We start from the raw sequence: 18058 nt of genomic DNA, 5'->3' as shown, positions 1-18058 counted from the left end.
GCCTGACGGGCTAGACGCTTCGGCCGCGGAACAGCTGCACAAGGCCGACGATGATCGCGACCACCAGCAGGACATGGATCAGCGCGCCCGTAACGTGGAACACGACAAAGCCGAGCAGCCAGAGAACAATGAGGATGGCGGCGATGGTGAAAAGCATGGCATCTTCTCCTTCGTGAGACACCGATAGAAACGCGCATCGGCGCGCTTGGCTGCATGCGATGGTGCGGTCTGGATGCCGAAAAATGCAACTCGTCTCAGGCGCGGGGCGGACGGCAGATTGCAGGGCGCCGGGCGGTTGCCGTCCGGTATCGGGCCGGGCATGGTCCCCCTGCGACCGCGAATCGCCCTTGCGCGCATCTCGCTACCGCCCCTCGGGTCCACAGTTTCAGAAAATTGACAGGCATGACGGGCCGGCCGGGAAGAACCGGCGGCCTGCCTGTTTTTGTGCGCTTCTTCTTGATTATTCGACCGCGGATGCTGCGGATTGGCGCGGCGTTGTGAAAAGAAAAGCGGGGTCCCCGCCTTCGCGGGGACGACGGGGTTTTATGGTTCGGCGCAGGCTTGTTTCGATTGCGAAGCGGGATGGCCTCGCCTCGCAAGTTCCTCAGCCCGGTCAGTGTGTCGGTCGGTTATGGGCCATGTCCGCCAGTTCGCGGCGTGACAGAGCCGGGTGCGGGGCGGCGTCCAGCGCCGGAGATCGCCGCGCTTCCCACCAGGACTGCCAGAGATATACCAGCTTGCGCATGCCCGACGTGCGCACGCGGTGGTCCCAGGCATGGCTGCCCAGTTTCTCCACGCCCCTTGCAATGCCGCCGTAGATATCGGCGGCGGCCAGCACCGCCCAGCGCTGGCGGAAGGCGAGCCGGGTCACGCCGACGCGGGCCGATGCCTCGTAATCGCGCGAGAGGCCGCAGGCGCGCGCCACCATGGGCACCAGCGCGCCGCGATAGTGCGGCTTGGTCACTTCGCCGGGCGGGATGTCGGCTTCGGCCAGCCATTCTTCCGGCAGGTAGCAGCGGCCATGCGCGTCATCTTCCCAGACATCGCGCACGATATTGGCAAGCTGGAATGCGATGCCGAGGTCGCAGGCGCGGTCCAGCGTGTCGTCATCCCCGGCGTCCACGCCCATGACCAGCGCCATGATGACGCCGACGGCCCCGGCGACGTGGTAGCAATAGCGCAGCATGTCCGCCTCGCTGCGCGGGCGCCAGTCGGCGGCGTCCAGCGCGAAGCCGGCCAGCACGTCCTCGATCAGCCCATCGGCAATCGGCACTTCGCGGCGGAGCTGCGCCAGCGCGTCGAAAGCGGGGGTACCGGTGGATTCGCCTGCCATCGCGAGTTCGGTCAGCGTGCGGATCGTCGCCAGCCGGTCCTGCGGGGCGAGCCGCGTGCCCAGCGGCACCGCGCGGGCGGCGCGGCCGTGGTCCTGCTCGTCGGCAATGTCGTCGCAGGCGCGGCACCAGGCGTAGAGCAGCCAGACCCGCTCCCGCGTGGTCCGATCGAACAGCCGGCTGGCCGCCGCAAAGCTTTTCGAACCCTTGCGGATCGATTTGCGGGCGGCCTCTACCAGAGCGGTGCGATCAGACGTCATGGCGGGTCTAGAGCGTCTTCGGGTCCATCCGCACGATCGGCACGATCGGCTCATGCGCCGCCATGCGGTCCAGCAGGGCCTCCAGTTCGGTTTCGGCCATGATGATGCCCTGATGTGCGGGGCGCACGAAGCCGGTTTCGGCCATGCGGCGGTTGAAGGCCAGCAGCAGGTCGTAGAACCCGAAGGCATTGAGCACGCCCACCGGCTTGTCGTGATAGCCGAGCTGGGCCCAGCTTACCGCTTCCCACAGCTCGTCCATGGTGCCGACGCCGCCGGGGATGACGATGAAGCCGTCCGACAGGCGCGTGAACTCGGCCTTGCGCTCGTGCATGGTCTTGACGATGTGCAGTTCGGTGCAGTCGTGGTTGGCAACTTCGCCGCCCGCGCCGTTGGTGCCGGTAAGCGCTTCGGGGATCACGCCGATCACTTCGCCGCCGGCCTCGATCGCGCCGCTGGCCACCGCGCCCATCAGGCCCAGTCTGCCGCCGCCGTAGACAACGCCGATGCCCTTGCGGGCCAGAGTCGCACCCACTTCGCGGGCGAGTTCGATATAGCGCGGATCGGCGGGGGTGGCCGAGCCGCAGTAGACCGCGAGACGCTTCATGTCAGTCGATAACCTTCAATTGGACCGGCGCACCATCCGGCAGATCGCGTGTCTGCCGGGCAAGGTCGCCGGTAAGAAAGATCAGTTTCACGAATTCGATCCTGATCAGATTCTCGTGCGCATAGTCGCCCGCGAGCAAGGCCGGAAGCGTGAGACTGTAGACTTCCCCAATCGCGGGCGGGCCCAGTCGCTTCGCCGCCGCCTCTACCAGGGCCGTGGCGCGCCAGATCGCCTGCGTCTCTTCCAGCGCCATGTGCGCGCTGGCGGCGGCCTCGTCCCCCAGCATCGTCAGTTCGCCAAGGTCGGGGTCGAGGTAGTGGAAGGCGCCGGTGCTGTCGGTGACCAGCGCGTGGCCCATCAGGCTGTGCGCCACCACTTCGGCGAAGGTGACGCCGGTCCAGCCCCATGCGGCGTTCAGCGCATTGACCTCGCGGCTCATCGCAGTTGCTCGACCATCAGCTTGGCCGTGGCCTTGGCACTGGCGACGACGCCGGGAATGCCCGCGCCCGGGTGAGTCCCGGCGCCGACGAGGTAGAAATTCTTCAGCTTGTCGTCCCGATTGTGCCCCCGGAACCATGCGCTCTGCGTCAGCAGCGGCTCAAGGCTGAAGGCATTGCCCTTGTAGGCGCCGAAATCGCGTTCGAAATCGGGCGGGGCATAGTGGAACTTGGTGACGATCCGGTCGTCCAGATCGGGGATCAGGCGGCGGCTCACTTCGGCGAGCACGCGGCGTTCCAGCACCGGGCCCACTTCGTCCCAGTCGACCGGCAGCTTGCCCATGTTGGCCACCGGCACCAGCGCATAGAACGTGCTCTTGCCGGCGGGCGCCATCGAGGGATCGGTGACGCTGGGGTGGTGGAGATAGATCGAGAAGTCGCGCGGCAGCACGCCGTGCTCGTAGATATCGTCCAGCAGGCCCTTGTAGCGCGGGCCGAACAGCACGGAGTGGTGCGGAATGCCCGGCCATGCCCCTTCAAGGCCGAAGTGGACGACGAAGACGCTGGGCGAATACCGCTTGTGCGCCAGCTTCTTCGCCATTTCCTGCCCGCGCATGCTGCCTGCCAGCAAGTCGCGGTAGGAGTGCATGATGTCGCCATTGCTGGCGATGGCGTCGAAGCGAGCTTTCCAGCCGCTCTCGCATTCGACTTCGGTAACCTGATCGCCCACCGTGTGGATGTGCGCGACTTTGTCGCCCAGCCGCAGGGTGCCGCCGATCCGCTCGAACTGGCGGGCCATCGCCTGCGCCAGCTTGTTGGTGCCGCCGCGCGCCCACCAGACGCCGCCGTCCTTTTCCAGCTTGTGGATCAGCGCATAGATCGCGCTGGTGGTCATCGGATTGCCGCCCACCAGCAGCGTGTGGAACGAGAGCGCCTGCCGCAGGTGCTCGTCCTTCACATAGTGGCTGACCATCGAATAGACCGAGCGCCAGGCCTGATAGCGGGCCAGCGCCGGCGCGGCCTTCACCATGCTGCTGAAATCGAGGAATGCCTGGTGCCCCAGCTTGACGTAGCCCTCTTGATAGACCCCGGCGGCATAGCGCGAGAATTCCTCGTAGCCGCCGATGTCATTAGGGGCGACGCGGGCAATCTCGCGGCGCAGCGCGGGCTCGTCGTTCGCGTAATCGAACGTTACGCCGTCGGTCCAGTTGAGCCGGTAGAACGGCATGACCGGCATCAGTTCGATGTCGCTTGCCATGTCGTTGCCGGACAGGGCCCAGAGTTCGCGCAGGGCGGCGGGATCGGTGATGACGGTGGGGCCGCCGTCGAACGTGAAGCCCTCCTGCTCGCGGACCCAGGCCCGGCCGCCCACTTGCTGGCCCGCTTCGACCAGAGTGGTTGCCACGCCCGCGCTTTGCAGGCGGATGGCGAGGGCGAGGCCGCCGAAACCGGCGCCGACGACGCAGGCCCTGCTGGACTCGACAGTATTCATCGCAAAGGTTCCCGTGTGATGCCAAGATCGGCGCCAAGGTCCGCAAGCGCCCTGCCGCCGCCGGAAAGGCTGGCCAGCGCGGCACCCACCGGCACCGGCGGACGACCGATCAGCAGCCGGGCGCGGTCTGCCAGCGTCGATCGGCCCGCGTAGAAACGCTCCACCAGCGGCTCGGGCAGCCGGTAGAAACGTTCGAGCACGCGCCAGCGCGCACCGGGCGGTGCGGCAGCGAACAGCATGCGAGTCAACATCCGATAGTAGCGCCCCCCGCGCCAATGGTTTGCGGCCCATGCATGGCTGGCCCTTCCTAGGCTGTTGCCCGAGAGGTTGTCGAGAGTGGTGAGATGATGCGCGAACCGCACCGCGTCGGGCAGCGAATAGGACGTGAGCGGATGAACCAGCGCTGCACGCGTCCCGGCCCGCGCCATTTCCGGCTCGCCCGTTGCGGCCCAGAACGCCTCGAAATCCCCGGCGGCGATCACCGGCAGCACCCCGGTTTCCTGATAGTCCACAGCCGCCACCTGCCAGCCGCGTTGCCGCGCATAGTCGGCGATGCGGGCGTGCAGCACCGGCAGGTCCAGCACGGGACTATCGGCGTAGTACGTATCCTCGACGAAGACCTCGGTGGGCGAGAAGGGCAGGGCATAGACGAAGCGATAGCCGTCTACCTGCTCGACCCGCGCATCCATCACCACCGGGCGGTCGAGCCCGTGCGGCGCGGAGAGGCGCAGCATCTGCCCCGCAAATTTCTGCCATCCGCCTGCCATGTGGGGCAGAGCCCGCGCGCCGCGCGCGTCGATCACTGCATCGGCGGCAATCTCGGTGCCATCCGCCAGCGTGACCGAGACCGGCGTGGCGTGGCGCACGTCCGCCCCGGTGAGCACGGCTTGCGCAGGCAACGCCGCGCGCACAGCGCTGTCCAGCCGGTCGCTCGTCACGCTGGCGTAGGGGGTGGAGAGCCTGCGCGAAAATGCGGGAAAGTGAATGTCGTATCCGGGCCAGCGCGCCGCCACCAGCGGTTCCACCAGAGCGCGACCCTCCGCGTTCAGGTCGCTTTCGAAGAACGACCAGACATGCTCGCCGCCCAACGTGTTGCCGCGCTCGATCAGCAGCACGCGCAAGTCCGGACGGTGCCGCGCCATCGCGAGCGCGATCAGCGCGCCGGCAAGGCCGCCGCCAAGGATCGCCAGGTTGCAGGTGCGAGCAGTCATCGCACCACGTTTAGGCGGATAATGGATAAATGGAACGGCTCAGTCGGTTACCCGAAGGGATTTAGTGTTCCCGGATGCGCAGCTTGGCAGCCCGTTAGGTTTACGGCATATTTATGACGATGACTGGGGAACTGACTGTTTGCGACGCCCGGCTGGACGATGCCGCCGCGGTCGCCCAAATTTATGCGCATTACGTGCTGGAAAGCACCGCGACTTTCGAAACCGAGCCTCCGAGCGAAGCGGAAACGCGCCGACGCATCGCTGCCACGCTGGAGGCCGGCTATCCCTTCGTGCTGGTGCGCGACGGCGGAGAGACCGGGCGCGTGATCGGTTTCGGCTTCGCGCATCGCTACGGCCCGCGCGTGGGCTATCGCTACAGTGTCGAGACCACGATTTTCGTCGAGCCCACCAGCGTCGGGCGCGGCATCGGCGGCACCCTGCTCGGCGCGGTGCTGGCCCAGTGCGAGGCGCGGGGGTTCCGGCAGGCCTTCGCGGTGATTGCCGAAAGCGAACCGGCCTCGGTCGTGCTCCATGCCCGCGCGGGTTTCCGCCCGGTCGGCACACTTGCGGGTGCCGGGTGGAAGCATGGCAAGTGGCTCGACGTGTTCATCATGCAGCGCCAACTGGACGAGGGAAACCAGTCGCTTCCGCAGGAGACCGTGACCTGAACGGGCGGCGTACCCCGACCCGCTGACGCGCGCTGTCTCGCAACCGCACGGCGCGACAGGCGTTGGTGGGGAAAGGATGGAGAGAAATCCCATGCGTTTCCCGCCGACTACACTTACCCTTGGCCTACCTTTCGCGCTGCTTGCCACAGCCTTTCCGCTTGCCCCCGCAGCAGCGCAGGATGCCGCCGCGCAGGATGGGGCCGGGACCAGCGATGTCAGCAGCGATGCCGCCACTGCCGGCGGCGATAGTGCGGACAGCGCCGCGAAGCCTCACAAGGACGTGATGAAGGGCGATTATCTGCTCATCGGCGTCGGTGCCCTCTATGGGCCGAGCTACCAGGGCTCCAACGATCAGGTCTTCTCGGCGATACCCGTCGTGATGGGCCGGTTTCACGGCGTAAACATCAACCCGCGCCCGCGCGGCGTATCGCTGGACCTGATCCCCGACGGCAAGGACGCGAAGTTCGGCTTCGAACTGGGCCCGGTGGGGTCGATTTCATACAACCGGGTCCGGCATATCGAGGACCCGGTGGTCAAATCGCTCGGCAAGCTCGACCCGGCGATCGAATTCGGCGTCAATACCGGCGTCACCGCCAACCGGCTGCTCAATCCCTACGATTCCCTGACGCTTTCGACGGACGTGATGTGGGATGTGAATGCCTACCACGGCATGACCTGGAGCCCCGGGATCACGTATAAGACCCCGCTCAGCAAGGCGGTGATCGTCGCGCTCAACGTGCGCGCGCACCATGTCGATGACAAATACGCCCGCTATTACTTCTCGGTCACGCCCGAACAGTCGGCCAAGAGCGGCTTGCCGGAATTCGACGCGAAGGGCGGCTGGAGCAGCGTGAGCGCGGGTATCCTCGCAGGCTATGACCTCTCGGGTGACTTCACCGATGGCGGCTTCTCGCTGTTCGCGGCGCTGAACTATTCGGCGATGCTGAATGACGGCAAGCGCACGCCGTTTACGTCATTGCGGGGCAGTTCCAACCAGTGGACGTTGGGCGCGGGTGTCGCCTACACGTTCTAGGGGGCGAGCATATTCGGGCGCGAGTTCTGAGGGCAGGCCTCCCTTGCGGAAGCTGGGATGACGTGGAGGAGGACGAAGTTTTGCATCTTCCCAAATCGGGCCAATGGGCTGACCTCCCAACCTGCTCAGGCTGAGCTTGTCGAAGCCCCCGGCGGGCGTGGCGCTGACCTCACATCCTTCGACAGGCTCAGGATGAGCGGCGAGGGAGGGAATGGGTCAGAAAACCCCAACCTTTCTGCCGTTCAGACTGGAATTTACCCGCTCACCCTAGGCGCGCGCCAGGCGCGTATCAGGCCTCGCCGCATCTGCCCTTTACTCCCTTACTTGTGCGAGGCGCCGCTGGCATCGATCGGCGACATTGCTTTCAGTTTGGCCAACCCTTCCACGCTCAGCTTGGCCCAGACCGAGAAAAGCCTGTCGAAGTCGGACCGGTTGGAAACGCTGGTGCGGCGGAAGGTGGAGTTGTCGCCGGCAATGCGCCGGTCCAGTGCGCGTCCAAGCAGCGTTCCCGAAACGGAATCGCGCGCTTCCAGTGCGAGTGTCGCTTCGCCGGCTTCGTCCGCGTAAGTGCGGGATCTGCCGGCGGTCATCACGTCAGGGGCGACGACATTGACATTGAGGATGGCTGTCGAAACCCGCAAGGCGGCGGGATCGGGCTGCGAGACGACCTCATAGCCTGCCTCGGCGTAGGATTTGGCAAGCATCTCGCGGAACCGCTCACTGGCTTCGTCGATGGCCTTGCGGATATCTTCGTCGGTAATGCGACCGGACGCGCCCCGCCTGTCGTTATTGTAGTCGCGCTGCCAGTTCTTGCGAAACGCGACTTGCGGCGTATCGATGATCACTTTCGTATAAGTGCGAAAGTCGGCGGCGGGCATCAGGTACACGGCGTCGACCTGCTTGGCACTTACGCGCACAAGGCCGTCCCATGTGTCCGGCGGCTTTGCTGCAAATGTCGGGCTGCTCACTGCGATCAGGGCACCTGCAAGCCACGCGATCAGGGACGTGCGCATAGGATTCTCCCGATATGTCAGCGCCGGCTTGGTGGCGCATTGGCGGCAGCTCAAGCGGAGGCTGTTATGAGACTGAACGCAGGGATTTAGCTCTTTTGACTGCATTTTATTATCGGGAGAAACCCGCGTCACCGCAATTTACCGCGACAATTCCATTTCGACAGGCAGCCTTTTGTACAGCGTAACATGGGCTCGCCCAACCTCACCTACCCGCGAAAATCGATCCGGTTGACAAGGATCACTGCCTGCGTCCGGCTGAAGACATAAATCTTCTGCAGAATCGCCGAGACATGGGCCTTCACCGTCGTCATCGAGACATCCAGTTCATAGGCGATCTGCTTGTTGAGCTTGCCCGCCGCAAGCTGGCCGAGCACCACGCGTTGCTGCGGTGTCCAGGCTATCTATCCGCGCGCGGATCGAGGCGTCCTCGGCCGCGTAGGGGTCTCCGGCGAGGAGTTCCGGGCGATAGATCCCGCCCGCCAGTACCAGGCGCAGGGCCTCGACAAGCTGGTCGCGCCTCAGCGATTTCGGCACGACCCCGGCGGCGCCCGCGGCCAGCGCGCTGCGCACGGCCTGTGGGTCGGAGACGCCCGAGACGATCACCACCGGCGCCGTCGGGAAGCGGCCGCGCAGGGTTTCCAGGCCGGATAGCCCCTCGATCCCGGGGATCAGGAGGTCCAGCAGAACAAGATCGACATCGCCGCCCTGTTCACCGATGTCTTTCCCCGAACTCTCCATCCTGTCCAACGCTTCGGCAAGGTCCGCCGCGTCCAGCACCTCGCAGCCCGGGAAGGCCTGTTCGAAGACCGTGCGCAGGCCATCGCGGACCAGCGCATGGTCGTCGACGATCAGCACCCGCTCCGGGCTCACGAAGTCCGCGGCCACATTGTTCTCCCCCTGTGGTCTTTCGGGGTTCTACCCCGCCTGCGGCGGGAGCACCATCGGCGCTGGATCGGGTCTGGAGCAAACACCGCTTTTGGGGGCAGGGAAGGGCGCGAAGGGTCACGGGCCTGTCACACGCGCGCGGCATAGCCGCATAGGTAATGGCTTCTTCGGATCTCCCTGACAGCCGCGACGATGAACCGCAGCCGCTGCGGCTGATCGTGCTTGCCGGGCACGGACCCGGCGCCCCCAGCCGGGGCGCGGATGCGCTGGCCGCGCGGTTCGGCAAGAGCCACCGCTGCCTCGTCCCGTTGGCGGGGCGCCCGCTGATCGCGCACGTATTGCAGACCGCCGCGCAGCATCCGCGTGTCACCAGCCTCGCCATCTGCGTGGAGCGCGAGGCCTTCGATCCCGTGTGGGACGTGCTGACCCAGCTTCCCGGGCGCGGCACCGTGGCACTGGTGGAGGCGCAGGCGGACATCGCCTCCAGCGTGCGCGCGGCGGCAAAGGATTGGGACGGGCCGCTGCTGGTCACCACTGCCGACCATGCGCTGCTGTCCGCAGAGTCGATCGATGTGATGATCGAGGCGCTGGAAACGGCGGATGTCGCTTTCGCGCTGACCAGCCGCGCGGCGGTGGAGGCTGCACATCCGGGCGCCCAGCGCGGCTTCATCACGCTGCATGATGGCGACTATGCGGCTTGCGACCTCTACGGCATGGCCTCCGCGCATTTCGTCGATGCCGTGAAAGTGTTTCGCGGCGTGCGGACGGACCGGGAGGCGCTGCGGATCTGGCGCGCGATCGGGCTTGTGGGCTTCGTGATGGTACGGCTGGGCATGGAGACGCTGGCAGGCGCCATCGTGCGCGCCTCGCGGCGGCTGGGCATGCGGGTGCGCGCGGTGGTGCTGGCGGACGGCACGCAGGCGATCGATGTCGACGACGAGCGGACATACGCGATCGTGCGCGAACTGCTGGGCGATGCCGGTGAAGTGACGGATCTGAAGCGGGAGAGTAGCGGCAGCTCAAAAGCCGCATTCGCCTGACCGGAGCAGGGCCCCTAAGGGTAGTTCCAAGTATCAGGGAAAGAAAATCGGAAGGTGCCCGAAGGCTTTTATCAATTCCGATTTAGGGTGATGGTGCGGTCGAGAAGACTCGAACTTCCACGGGCTTTCGCCCACAACGACCTCAACGTTGCGCGTCTACCAATTCCGCCACGACCGCATAATCACCGGAGCTGTATTGCTACCGCTCCGTGGTAGGAGCGCGCCACTAGCAAGGAGCTTCGGACCCTGCAAGCGATTCGGGTTCGATTATTTATTCACAGGGCATTATTTTCCCAATTTCGGGCTAAAACCCGCGGAATTTCGCGGTTTCCGGCATGAAAGAAAATTGCGGGCCGGGTTGCGAGTGCAGGGACGCCTGATTCGCCGAGCCTCCGGGGCCGCTTCAGTCGGGTGTTCGCGCAACGGGCATTAGCCCTTTGAAGGTGCCCGAAAGGCGGCCGAGAATGCTCCACATCGTCAATGCACCACCCACGACCAGGAGCAGGGACAGGAGGATCGATTCGATCCGGCGGCCGGAACTGGCCGCCGCGCTCACGGCAAATGCCACCGCCAACACGCCGGAAAGTTTGGACGTAAGGTAAAGCGCTGCCGTCGGTCGGTCATCGAGCAGGTTTTCGACATGACGCAGCCGCCACCACAGATAGGGCAGGGGGCTGAGCTTCAGTGCCGCGAAAAGCAGCGTGAGGCCGGTGAAAAGAGTGGGCAAATCGAGCTGAAGATTCATTTCGTCCGCAATTCCCTGTGGCTGCGGACTTTGTCCCGCTCATCGGTACTCTGGCGCGGATATTGTAATGTGATCAAGGGCTGGTGTCGGTCGGACCTGAAATGGTTTCGCGCGGAGGCGCGGAGACGCGGAGAAGAAAAAAGATCCCATGGGCGCGGGTTGGCGCTAGTTAAGGCACACTGACCTCCCCGCTTTATCGTCAAGGAGGCTCTCCATGTCCGGTTTATCCCATGCCGCCGTCAGCACTCAGTTAAATGCGATCTTTGTGTCATTGGAGCTGAGCCGTTCCACTTGGTTGGTGACGTCTCTGTTGCCGGGGCGCGGCGAGCGCATTTCGCGGCACCAGGTGAAGGGCGGTGATGTGCCTGTCCTCCTCGAGCGGTTCGCGCAGTTACAAGCCAAAGCGCGCGAGCGGACCGGCAAGCAGTACCCATTGGTCGTTATTCAGGAGGCTGGACTGGACGGCTTCTGGATACACCGTTGCCTCATGTGCGAAGGAATCGAGAGTTACGTCGTCGATGCAGCCTCGATCGCGGCTTCGCGACGGAGTCGGCGTGCGAAGACGGATAAGCTCGACGGTGAGGCCCTGGTCCGTACGTTGCTCGCCTATAAACGTGGAGAGCCGAGGGTCTGCGCGATGGTCGCAGTACCAAGCGTCGAAGACGAAGACCGCCGTCGCATCTGCCGGGAGCGACGCTCGCTGGTGATCGAGCGCATCCGGCACGTTAACCGAGTGAAAGGCCTGCTGTTCGCGCAAGGAGTGGGCGACTACGAGCCGCTGCGCACCAACCGGCGGGCTCGGTTGGAAGAGCTCACTACCGGCGACGGACGACCGTTGCCACGCCATCTCAAGAATGAGATCGAGCGCGAGCTAGACCGGTTGGAGTTGGTTCTGGGGCAGATCAAAGACGTTGAGCGGGAACGCGATGCGATGCTGGAACTAGACACGGCGATCGAAGAGGCTCCAGCGTCAGCGTCGGCCAGCGCTCGTCTGCTTCAATTGCGCGGTATCGGCCCGGAATTCGCTGGCGTGCTTCATGCCGAGGGGTTGTTCCGCAGCTTCAGTAATCGACGACAGGTCGCCAGCTATGCGGGACTGGCGCCATCGCCGTGGCAAAGTGGTGCGATGGACCGAGAGCAAGGGGTGTCCAAAGCGGGCAATAAACGGCTGCGCGTCACGATGATCCAAGTCGCATGGCTGTGGCTGCGACATCAACCAACATCAGAACTGACACTCTGGTATGAGGAGCGGGTGCGAACCAACGGCGGCCGCGTCCGCCGCGTGATGATAGTGGCTCTCGCGCGCAAGTTGCTGATCGCGCTGTGGCAATTCAATTCCGCTGGCGTCGTGCCAAAGGGCGCAATCCTCAAAGCAGCCTGACTGGGTACTCATAGAAGATTTCCTGCGGGGCGACACCCGCCGGATCCAGGTAGACGGACCGTCGATCCCCCTTGGCTTCGATTGCCGATAAAAAGGTTGGTCCCGTTTTCCTGAGCCAAACCCGACGCAAGCGGGATTGTGGTGTAGCCGTGCATGAGCGGCGACCGGATGTGAGGTTAGAGCGGACCGGTTGATGGGACGCTTGTTGCAACAGGCTCAGACCATGGATCTGATATCGAGAGACAGCAAATGCCGTAGCTAGACCGACGATTGACACAAAGCTCCCCATGTGAGGGGGAAGGCGCAGGTGCGCCGAGGTTACGTGCGACAGGAAAACCGTTTTCTCCGCGTCTCCGCGCCTCCGCGTGAACCCTATTGGCTGGGCGTCGAAGAAAAGCGGGGCCCCCGCCTTCGCGGGGGCGACGGGTGAGTTTTGATAAGCGTGTTGGCAATCGGACGTGGGTGAAGGGCGGCTCTGCCTGCAGGGCCGCCCCTATCACTTCAAAACCTCAACGGCTGCCGAGATCGCCCTTGCCCACCGTGCCGCTCGCCATGTCGAGCATGCGGTCGAGGCTGCGCTTGGCGTCGAGGCGCAGTTGTTCGTCGATCTCCACGCGCGGCTCCAGGTCGCGAAGCGCGATGTAGAGCTTCTCCATCGTGTTGAGCGCCATGTAAGGGCAGATGTTGCAGTTGCAGTTGCCGTCCGCACCCGGCGCGCCGATGAAGGTCTTGTTCGGGATCGCCAGCTGCATCTGGTGGATGATGTGCGGCTCGGTGGCGACGATCAGCGTGTCGGCTTCCACCGTCTTCGCATAGTTCAGAATGCCGCTGGTCGAACCGACATAGTCCGCGTGGTCAACGATATGCGGCGGGCATTCCGGATGCGCCGCGATCGGCGCCGTGGGGTGCTGCGCCTTGAGCTTGAGCAGCTCGGTCTCGCTGAACGCCTCGTGCACGATGCAGACGCCCGGCCACAGCAGCATCTCGCGCCCGAACTTGCGGCTGAGATAGCCGCCAAGGTGACGGTCCGGCCCGAAGATGATCTTCTGGTCGGCAGGGATCTGCTGAAGGATCGTCTCGGCGCTGGAGCTGGTGACGATGATGTCGGACAGCGCCTTCACCTCGGTCGAGCAGTTGATGTAGGTCAGCGCGATATGATCCGGGTGTGCGGCGCGGAAGGCGGCGAACTTTTCCGGCGGGCACGAATCTTCAAGGCTGCAACCGGCTTCCATGTCCGGCAGCACCACGATCTTCTCGGGGCTGAGGATCTTGGCGGTCTCCGCCATGAACTTGACGCCGCAGAACGCGATCACGTCGGCATCGGTTTCGGCCGCCTTGCGGCTGAGTTCGAGGCTGTCGCCCACGAAGTCCGCAATGTCCTGCAATTCCGGGCGCTGGTAATAGTGCGCAAGGATAACCGCGTTGCGCTCCTTGCGCAGCCGTTCGATCTCGGCGCGCAAGTCGAGTCCGGAGAGGTTTGCGGGCATTGCGGTCATGGTGTCTCTCTGTCTGGCCGGTGCGGCCCGGTGTTGGAAAGTCCGGTGCCGGAATTCGGGGCCTATCTAGGGAGGCTTGCCGGAATGCCCAAGCAGAAAAAGCTCAGGCCGCGATGCGGTCCGCCAGAGCGATCCACCAGGGGGTGATCGCCAGCAGTTCGACGATCACGTGGCTGAGGATCACGGTCATGGCCACGGCCATGGTGGCCGGATGGGCATGGCCGATCTCGCGCCGGTCGTGGCGGACGATCAGCAGCACGACGCCAAGCTGGATCACCATCGAGAGCCATTCGCCCCACGGCACGATCAGCGGCATCGGCAGCAGGCGGCCGAGCGCCGGTTCCATCAGGAGCACGGTGGAGCCGACCATCAGCCGCTTGTGCCAGTCGCTCTGCCCGCGCCGCGCCACTGCCATGGCCACCAGCAGCGCGAAGAACGCCGCCTCGACATGGACCAGCGCGAGGAAATAGGCGGGCGTGAAGAACGGTGGATACATGTGCAGCCGAAGCGCGGTGAAGCACAGCGCGCTGGCCAGGGCGACGACCGTCGGCACCATGACCGCGCTGGCCCAGCCAAGCCGGCGATGGATCGCCAGCCCGCCCCTTCCGGCCAGCAAGGACTGCGTAGTCAGCAGCGCCAGCCATGTCAGCATCGCCATGCCATGCAAGTGCATGACCAGCGGCGCATGGGCATAATCGACAAAGCCGCGCAGGCCGAACTGCGCAAAGGCGAAGACGATGAACAGTGAAAGCCCGATTGCCAGCTTCTGCCAGAACGAAAAGGCGCCGATCCGCGCCTGAGGCAAAGTCGCCATGAATTCTCCCCAAGCATTGCATTGTTCTTGCGCCGTATTGCGTTTCGGCGCTGTCAATACTTGCGGAGAATACGTGAATTGGGGTTCAGGTCATATACCCGTTCGACGAATTACGAATTCGGCGCGACGAGCGTCCAGTCCTCTTCTTCGCGCTTTACAAGGCTTCTTCTTTCCAGATCAATCAGATGGGCCAGAACCGAGCGCCCCGCAGCGGGCCAGAGCCGTTCGTCGACGCCCTTGTACATCAGCGGCACCATCTGGCCGATCGAGTGGTGGCCCGCCGCGATCTGCTTCAGGATCTGGCGTTCGCGCTGGCGGCGGTGGCCGATCATGCCGCGCACGAGCTGACGCGGCTTTTCCACGGCCGGACCGTGGGCGGGGAAATAGATCGTGTCCTGCTGGCGCTCGTAGAGCTTGGACAGGCTTTCGAGATAGGCGGTCATGTCGCCGTCGGGCGGGGAGACGACGCTGGTGGACCAGCCCATCACGTGATCGCCGGTGAACACGGCGCCCGTCTCGACGAGTGCGAAGCACAAGTGGTTGGAGGTGTGGCCGGGGGTGGCCACGGCTTCCAGCGTCCAGCCGTCTCCGGAGATCGTCTCGCCATCGGCCAGCACCCGGTCGGGCCGGTAGTCGGCATCGAAGGCGGCGTCGGCGCGAGGGCCATCGTCGTCGAGCGTGAGCGCCGCGCAGCCGATGATTGGCGCGCCGGTGCGGGCCTTGAGCGGGGCGGCGGCGGGCGAATGGTCGCGATGCGTATGGGTGCAGGCGATTGCCACCACACGCGCGGAGCCGACGGCGTGGAGGATGGCCTCGATATGCTCGTCGTCGGCCGGGCCGGGATCGATCACCGCGACTTCGGCGGCGTCGCCGACGATATAAGTCTGCGTGCCGGTATAGGTGAACGGCGAAGGATTGCGCGCGAGCACGCGCCGTACGAGCGGGGCAATCCGCTCGGAGACGGCGTAAGGCTTGTCGATCAGGTCCGGTGCGTTCATCTGGCCGATATGGTCATTCGCGGCTCCGGTGTCGAGGTCGCGTATAAAGGTGCGAAAAGGGGAGTTGCATGGCGGGTGAGGGCGAACTGATCCTGGTGATCGATGCCGGGACCACCTCCAACCGGGCGATGGTCTTCGCGCTCGACGGCAGCGTACGCGCCACCGCGCAGCGCCCGCTGACGCAGCATTACCCGCAGCCCGGCTGGGTGGAGCACGATGCATCGGAAATCTGGCAGAGCGTGCTGGCCTGCGCGCGCCATGCCGTGTCACAAGTGGGCGGGGCGGCCCGGATTGCCGCTGTCGGCCTGGCCAACCAGCGCGAAACCGTGGTGGCCTGGGACAAGGTGAGCGGCGAGCCGCTGGCCCGCGCGCTCGTCTGGCAGGACCGGCGGACCGAGGCGATGTGCGCCGCGCTGCGCGAGGCCGGGCACGAGGCGGCGGTGCAGGGGGCGACCGGGCTGGTGCTCGATCCCTATTTCTCGGCCACGAAGATGCGCTGGCTGATCGATCATGAGCCCGCCGTGTGCGCGGCGGCCGATGCCGGGACGCTGGCGCTGGGCACGATCGATTCGTGGCTGCTGTTCAAGCTGACCGGCGGCGCGCACCTGACCGATGCGGGCAATGCCAGCCGTACGGCGCTGATGGCGCTGGCAGGAGCCTCGTGGGACGCGGGGCTGGGCGATCTTTTCGGGGTGCCGCGCGGCGCCTTGCCGGACGTGTGCGACAGCGCGGGCCTGCTGGGCACGACGCGGCCCGAATGGCTGGGCGCGGCGATCCCGATCACCGGCGTCGCGGGCGATCAGCAGGCGGCGACCATCGGGCAGGGCTGCCTCATGCCCGGCGCGACCAAGGCGACGTATGGCACCGGGGCCTTCGTGCTCGCCAACATGGGCCGCGAAGTGCCCGCCTCGCGCCACCGGCTGCTGGCGACAGTGCTGTACCAGTTGGGCGGAGAGCGGATTTACGCGCTGGAGGGATCGGTCTTCGTGGCGGGCAGTCTGGTCCAGTGGCTGCGCGACGGCCTAGGCCTGATCGACGCGGCGGGCGAGACCGAGGTGCTGGCGCGCTCGGTTCCGGACAGTGGCGGGGTGGTTATCGTTCCGGCGCTATCGGGACTTGGCGCTCCCCATTGGCGGCCGGATGCGCGCGCGGCGATCACCGGGCTGACCTTCGCGAGCAGCCGCGCCCACCTCGCCCGCGCGGCGCTGGAAGCGATGGCGATGCAGACGCGCGATCTGGCCGAGGCTTTCGCCGCCGACGGCGCGCGCTGGACGCACCTCAGGATCGACGGCGGCATGAGCGCCAACGACTGGATGGCACAGGACATCGCCGATGTGCTCGGCATTCCGGTGGAGCGGCCCGGCTTCGTCGAGACCACTGCGCTCGGTGCGGCGATTCTGGCGGCGTATGGGGCAGGGCTCTTTGCGAATCTGGAGGCTGCGGCAAGCGCGATGGCCGGTGAGCGCAGCGGCTTCGCGCCGCATATGACGGAAGAGGAACGCGCCCGCCGGATCGCGGCGTGGAATAAGGCTCTGAGTTCCGTCTGAGCGGGACGAGCGGGCAGACCATTGCCCTGATCGAAAAGCGACCAACCTAATTCCGTCATCCCCGCGCAGGCGGGGATGTGGATTCACATTCGAAGTGCAACGGTTGAAGAGAGCATGCCTCGGCGGGTGTTTTGAAGTCGAGGCATTTTCGCGGTGTATTGTTGTAGCGTTGGATGATGTCCTCAAAGTGGGCAGGCGAGAGATCCTCGATGTTGGTCTTGCGCGGCAGGTCGCGTCTGAGGCGGCCGATGGCGTTTTCGACGCCGCCCTTTTGCCATGGGGCGTGGGGGTCGCAGAAGAACGTATCGATGCCGAGACGGTGCAACCTTTGGTGCTGTGCAAACTCGGTGCCGTTGTCGAGGGTCAGGGTTTGGCGCAAGGCGGCGGGCCAGGGCCGCAGCATGGCGGCGAGCAGGTCGGCGGTGCGCCGGGCCTTTCGGTCGGGCGGATGGCAGATCAGGGTGTAGCGCGAGGAGCGTTCATGGGCGACGAGGATGGCCTGGCCGTATCGGGCGAAGAGCATGAAGTCGGCCTCCCAGTGGCCGGGCCGGGACCGATCCGCGGCCTCGCCCGGGCGCATGGCGATGGGTTGGCGCTTGGCGATGAAGCGGACCGAGGATCCGCCGGGCTTGCGGCGCCATCCGCGGCGGGCCTTGGCGCGGGGCAGATAATGGCGCCATGATCGATCGTTCGTCCGCCTGATCTGGGCATGGATGAAGCGATAGATGCTCTCGTGACTGATGATACGCACGCCGGCCTCGCGGGCCATGCGGCCGGCGATCTGCTCGGGTGACCAGCCGGCCGCGAGGCGGCCCAGCACGCCCTCGCGCAAGGCCTGATCGCGTTCGAGGCGCATGCCCGACCAGCGCCGGGCGCGCGCCTGCTCTTGCGCATAGCCGGGCCGATAGCCCACCGTGCTGCCGCTGTTGCGCTTCAGCTCCCGAAAGATCGTCGATGCCGAGCGATCCAGAGCTGCCGCGATCTGGCGCAGCGATTGCCCGTCTTCATGAAGACGGGCAATCGTACACCGCTCTTCCAGATCAAGCTGGATACCTCGAAGAACTGTCTGAAATCGGCATGATTTTGACGTGACGGCGCGGGAG

At 65.3% G+C, this 18058-nt stretch carries 19 protein-coding genes and 1 tRNA gene; 5 read left to right on the top strand and 15 right to left on the bottom strand.

The features are described 5' to 3' along the window. Positions 1–10: 10 nt before the first annotated feature. The 6 genes from AC1VVM_RS00715 to crtY all read right to left on the bottom strand — a co-directional run bounded on the left by AC1VVM_RS00715 (position 11) and on the right by crtY (position 5335). Entirely contained in the window at positions 11–157 is a 147-nt protein-coding gene (locus tag AC1VVM_RS00715; protein ID WP_132387176.1) for a lmo0937 family membrane protein, read from the bottom strand. 456 nt (positions 158–613) lie between these two features. Beyond that, positions 614–1591: a phytoene/squalene synthase family protein gene (locus tag AC1VVM_RS00710; protein WP_482904852.1), complete on the bottom strand. Its 978-nt coding sequence runs from the start codon at positions 1589–1591 to the stop codon at positions 614–616. A 7-nt stretch (positions 1592–1598) separates the two neighbouring features. Continuing rightward, positions 1599–2195: an LOG family protein gene (locus AC1VVM_RS00705; protein WP_482955608.1), complete on the bottom strand. Its 597-nt coding sequence runs from the start codon at positions 2193–2195 to the stop codon at positions 1599–1601. Position 2196: 1 nt separating this feature from the next. Further along, the gene (locus AC1VVM_RS00700) at positions 2197–2634 is read right to left on the bottom strand and encodes a hypothetical protein (RefSeq protein WP_482904851.1); all 438 of its coding nucleotides are present in this window, start codon (positions 2632–2634) and stop codon (positions 2197–2199) included. Further along, positions 2631–4124 (bottom strand): phytoene desaturase, encoded by a 1494-nt coding sequence (locus tag AC1VVM_RS00695; protein WP_132387168.1) that lies wholly within the window; start codon positions 4122–4124, stop codon positions 2631–2633. The genes AC1VVM_RS00700 and AC1VVM_RS00695 overlap by 4 nt, the downstream gene beginning before the upstream one ends. Then, positions 4121–5335: a lycopene beta-cyclase CrtY gene (gene crtY / locus AC1VVM_RS00690; protein ID WP_482955607.1), complete on the bottom strand. Its 1215-nt coding sequence runs from the start codon at positions 5333–5335 to the stop codon at positions 4121–4123. Before crtY ends, AC1VVM_RS00695 begins: the two co-directional genes overlap by 4 nt. Positions 5336–5448: 113 nt before the next feature. On the opposite strand from crtY, the gene AC1VVM_RS00685 reads away from it, so the two are divergent. Beyond that, on the top strand, positions 5449–6003 hold the full coding sequence (locus tag AC1VVM_RS00685; protein ID WP_482955606.1) for a GNAT family N-acetyltransferase: 555 nt from the start codon (positions 5449–5451) through the stop codon (positions 6001–6003). A gap of 91 nt (positions 6004–6094) precedes the next feature. Next, on the top strand, positions 6095–7036 hold the full coding sequence (locus AC1VVM_RS00680) for a MipA/OmpV family protein (RefSeq protein ID WP_482955605.1): 942 nt from the start codon (positions 6095–6097) through the stop codon (positions 7034–7036). A gap of 320 nt (positions 7037–7356) precedes the next feature. Here AC1VVM_RS00680 and AC1VVM_RS00675 read toward each other — a convergent pair whose 3' ends face one another. The 3 genes from AC1VVM_RS00675 to AC1VVM_RS00665 all read right to left on the bottom strand — a co-directional run bounded on the left by AC1VVM_RS00675 (position 7357) and on the right by AC1VVM_RS00665 (position 8934). Beyond that, a complete protein-coding gene (locus AC1VVM_RS00675) occupies positions 7357–8049 on the bottom strand; it encodes a DUF3313 family protein (RefSeq protein WP_482904846.1) in 693 nt (230 codons plus the stop codon). 206 nt (positions 8050–8255) lie between these two features. Next, complete coding sequence (locus AC1VVM_RS00670; RefSeq protein WP_482955604.1) at positions 8256–8423, bottom strand: LuxR C-terminal-related transcriptional regulator; 168 nt, start codon at positions 8421–8423, stop codon at positions 8256–8258. Further along, positions 8374–8934 (bottom strand): response regulator, encoded by a 561-nt coding sequence (locus AC1VVM_RS00665; protein WP_482955603.1) that lies wholly within the window; start codon positions 8932–8934, stop codon positions 8374–8376. The genes AC1VVM_RS00670 and AC1VVM_RS00665 overlap by 50 nt, the downstream gene beginning before the upstream one ends. A 158-nt stretch (positions 8935–9092) precedes the next feature. Between AC1VVM_RS00665 and AC1VVM_RS00660 the strand changes: the two genes are divergently transcribed. Beyond that, positions 9093–9974, top strand: a complete 882-nt coding sequence (locus AC1VVM_RS00660) for an NTP transferase domain-containing protein (protein WP_482955602.1) — start codon at positions 9093–9095, stop codon at positions 9972–9974. Positions 9975–10065: 91 nt separating this feature from the next. On the opposite strand, the gene AC1VVM_RS00655 is transcribed toward AC1VVM_RS00660, so the two are convergent. Together AC1VVM_RS00655 and AC1VVM_RS00650 are read right to left on the bottom strand one after the other, a co-directional pair. Then, positions 10066–10152: transfer RNA gene (locus AC1VVM_RS00655), tRNA-Leu, on the bottom strand. 225 nt (positions 10153–10377) lie between these two features. Beyond that, the gene (locus AC1VVM_RS00650; RefSeq protein ID WP_482904843.1) at positions 10378–10719 is read right to left on the bottom strand and encodes a hypothetical protein; all 342 of its coding nucleotides are present in this window, start codon (positions 10717–10719) and stop codon (positions 10378–10380) included. A 214-nt stretch (positions 10720–10933) separates the two neighbouring features. On the opposite strand from AC1VVM_RS00650, the gene AC1VVM_RS00645 reads away from it, so the two are divergent. Beyond that, positions 10934–12100, top strand: coding sequence for an IS110 family RNA-guided transposase (locus AC1VVM_RS00645; RefSeq protein WP_482905801.1), 1167 nt, complete (start codon positions 10934–10936; stop codon positions 12098–12100). 509 nt (positions 12101–12609) lie between these two features. On the opposite strand, the gene nadA is transcribed toward AC1VVM_RS00645, so the two are convergent. The 3 genes from nadA to AC1VVM_RS00630 all read right to left on the bottom strand — a co-directional run bounded on the left by nadA (position 12610) and on the right by AC1VVM_RS00630 (position 15408). Next, entirely contained in the window at positions 12610–13596 is a 987-nt protein-coding gene (gene nadA / locus AC1VVM_RS00640; protein ID WP_132387156.1) for a quinolinate synthase NadA, read from the bottom strand. A 103-nt stretch (positions 13597–13699) separates the two neighbouring features. Further along, on the bottom strand, positions 13700–14410 hold the full coding sequence (locus AC1VVM_RS00635) for a hypothetical protein (RefSeq protein ID WP_482955601.1): 711 nt from the start codon (positions 14408–14410) through the stop codon (positions 13700–13702). 110 nt (positions 14411–14520) lie between these two features. Next, on the bottom strand, positions 14521–15408 hold the full coding sequence (locus tag AC1VVM_RS00630; protein WP_482955600.1) for an MBL fold metallo-hydrolase: 888 nt from the start codon (positions 15406–15408) through the stop codon (positions 14521–14523). A 68-nt stretch (positions 15409–15476) separates the two neighbouring features. On the opposite strand from AC1VVM_RS00630, the gene glpK reads away from it, so the two are divergent. Continuing rightward, entirely contained in the window at positions 15477–16955 is a 1479-nt protein-coding gene (glpK, locus tag AC1VVM_RS00625) for a glycerol kinase GlpK (RefSeq protein ID WP_482955599.1), read from the top strand. Positions 16956–17010: 55 nt separating this feature from the next. Here glpK and AC1VVM_RS00620 read toward each other — a convergent pair whose 3' ends face one another. Then, positions 17011–18006 carry an IS30 family transposase gene (locus AC1VVM_RS00620; protein WP_482956369.1) on the bottom strand — a complete coding sequence of 332 codons (996 nt, stop codon included), beginning with the start codon at positions 18004–18006 and terminating at the stop codon, positions 17011–17013. Positions 18007–18058: the final 52 nt, after the last annotated feature.

The organism is Novosphingobium sp. BL-S-33, from assembly GCF_056857025.1.
Note: the sequence above shows the minus strand (reverse complement) of the source record. Positions and strands in the feature narration are given on the sequence as shown.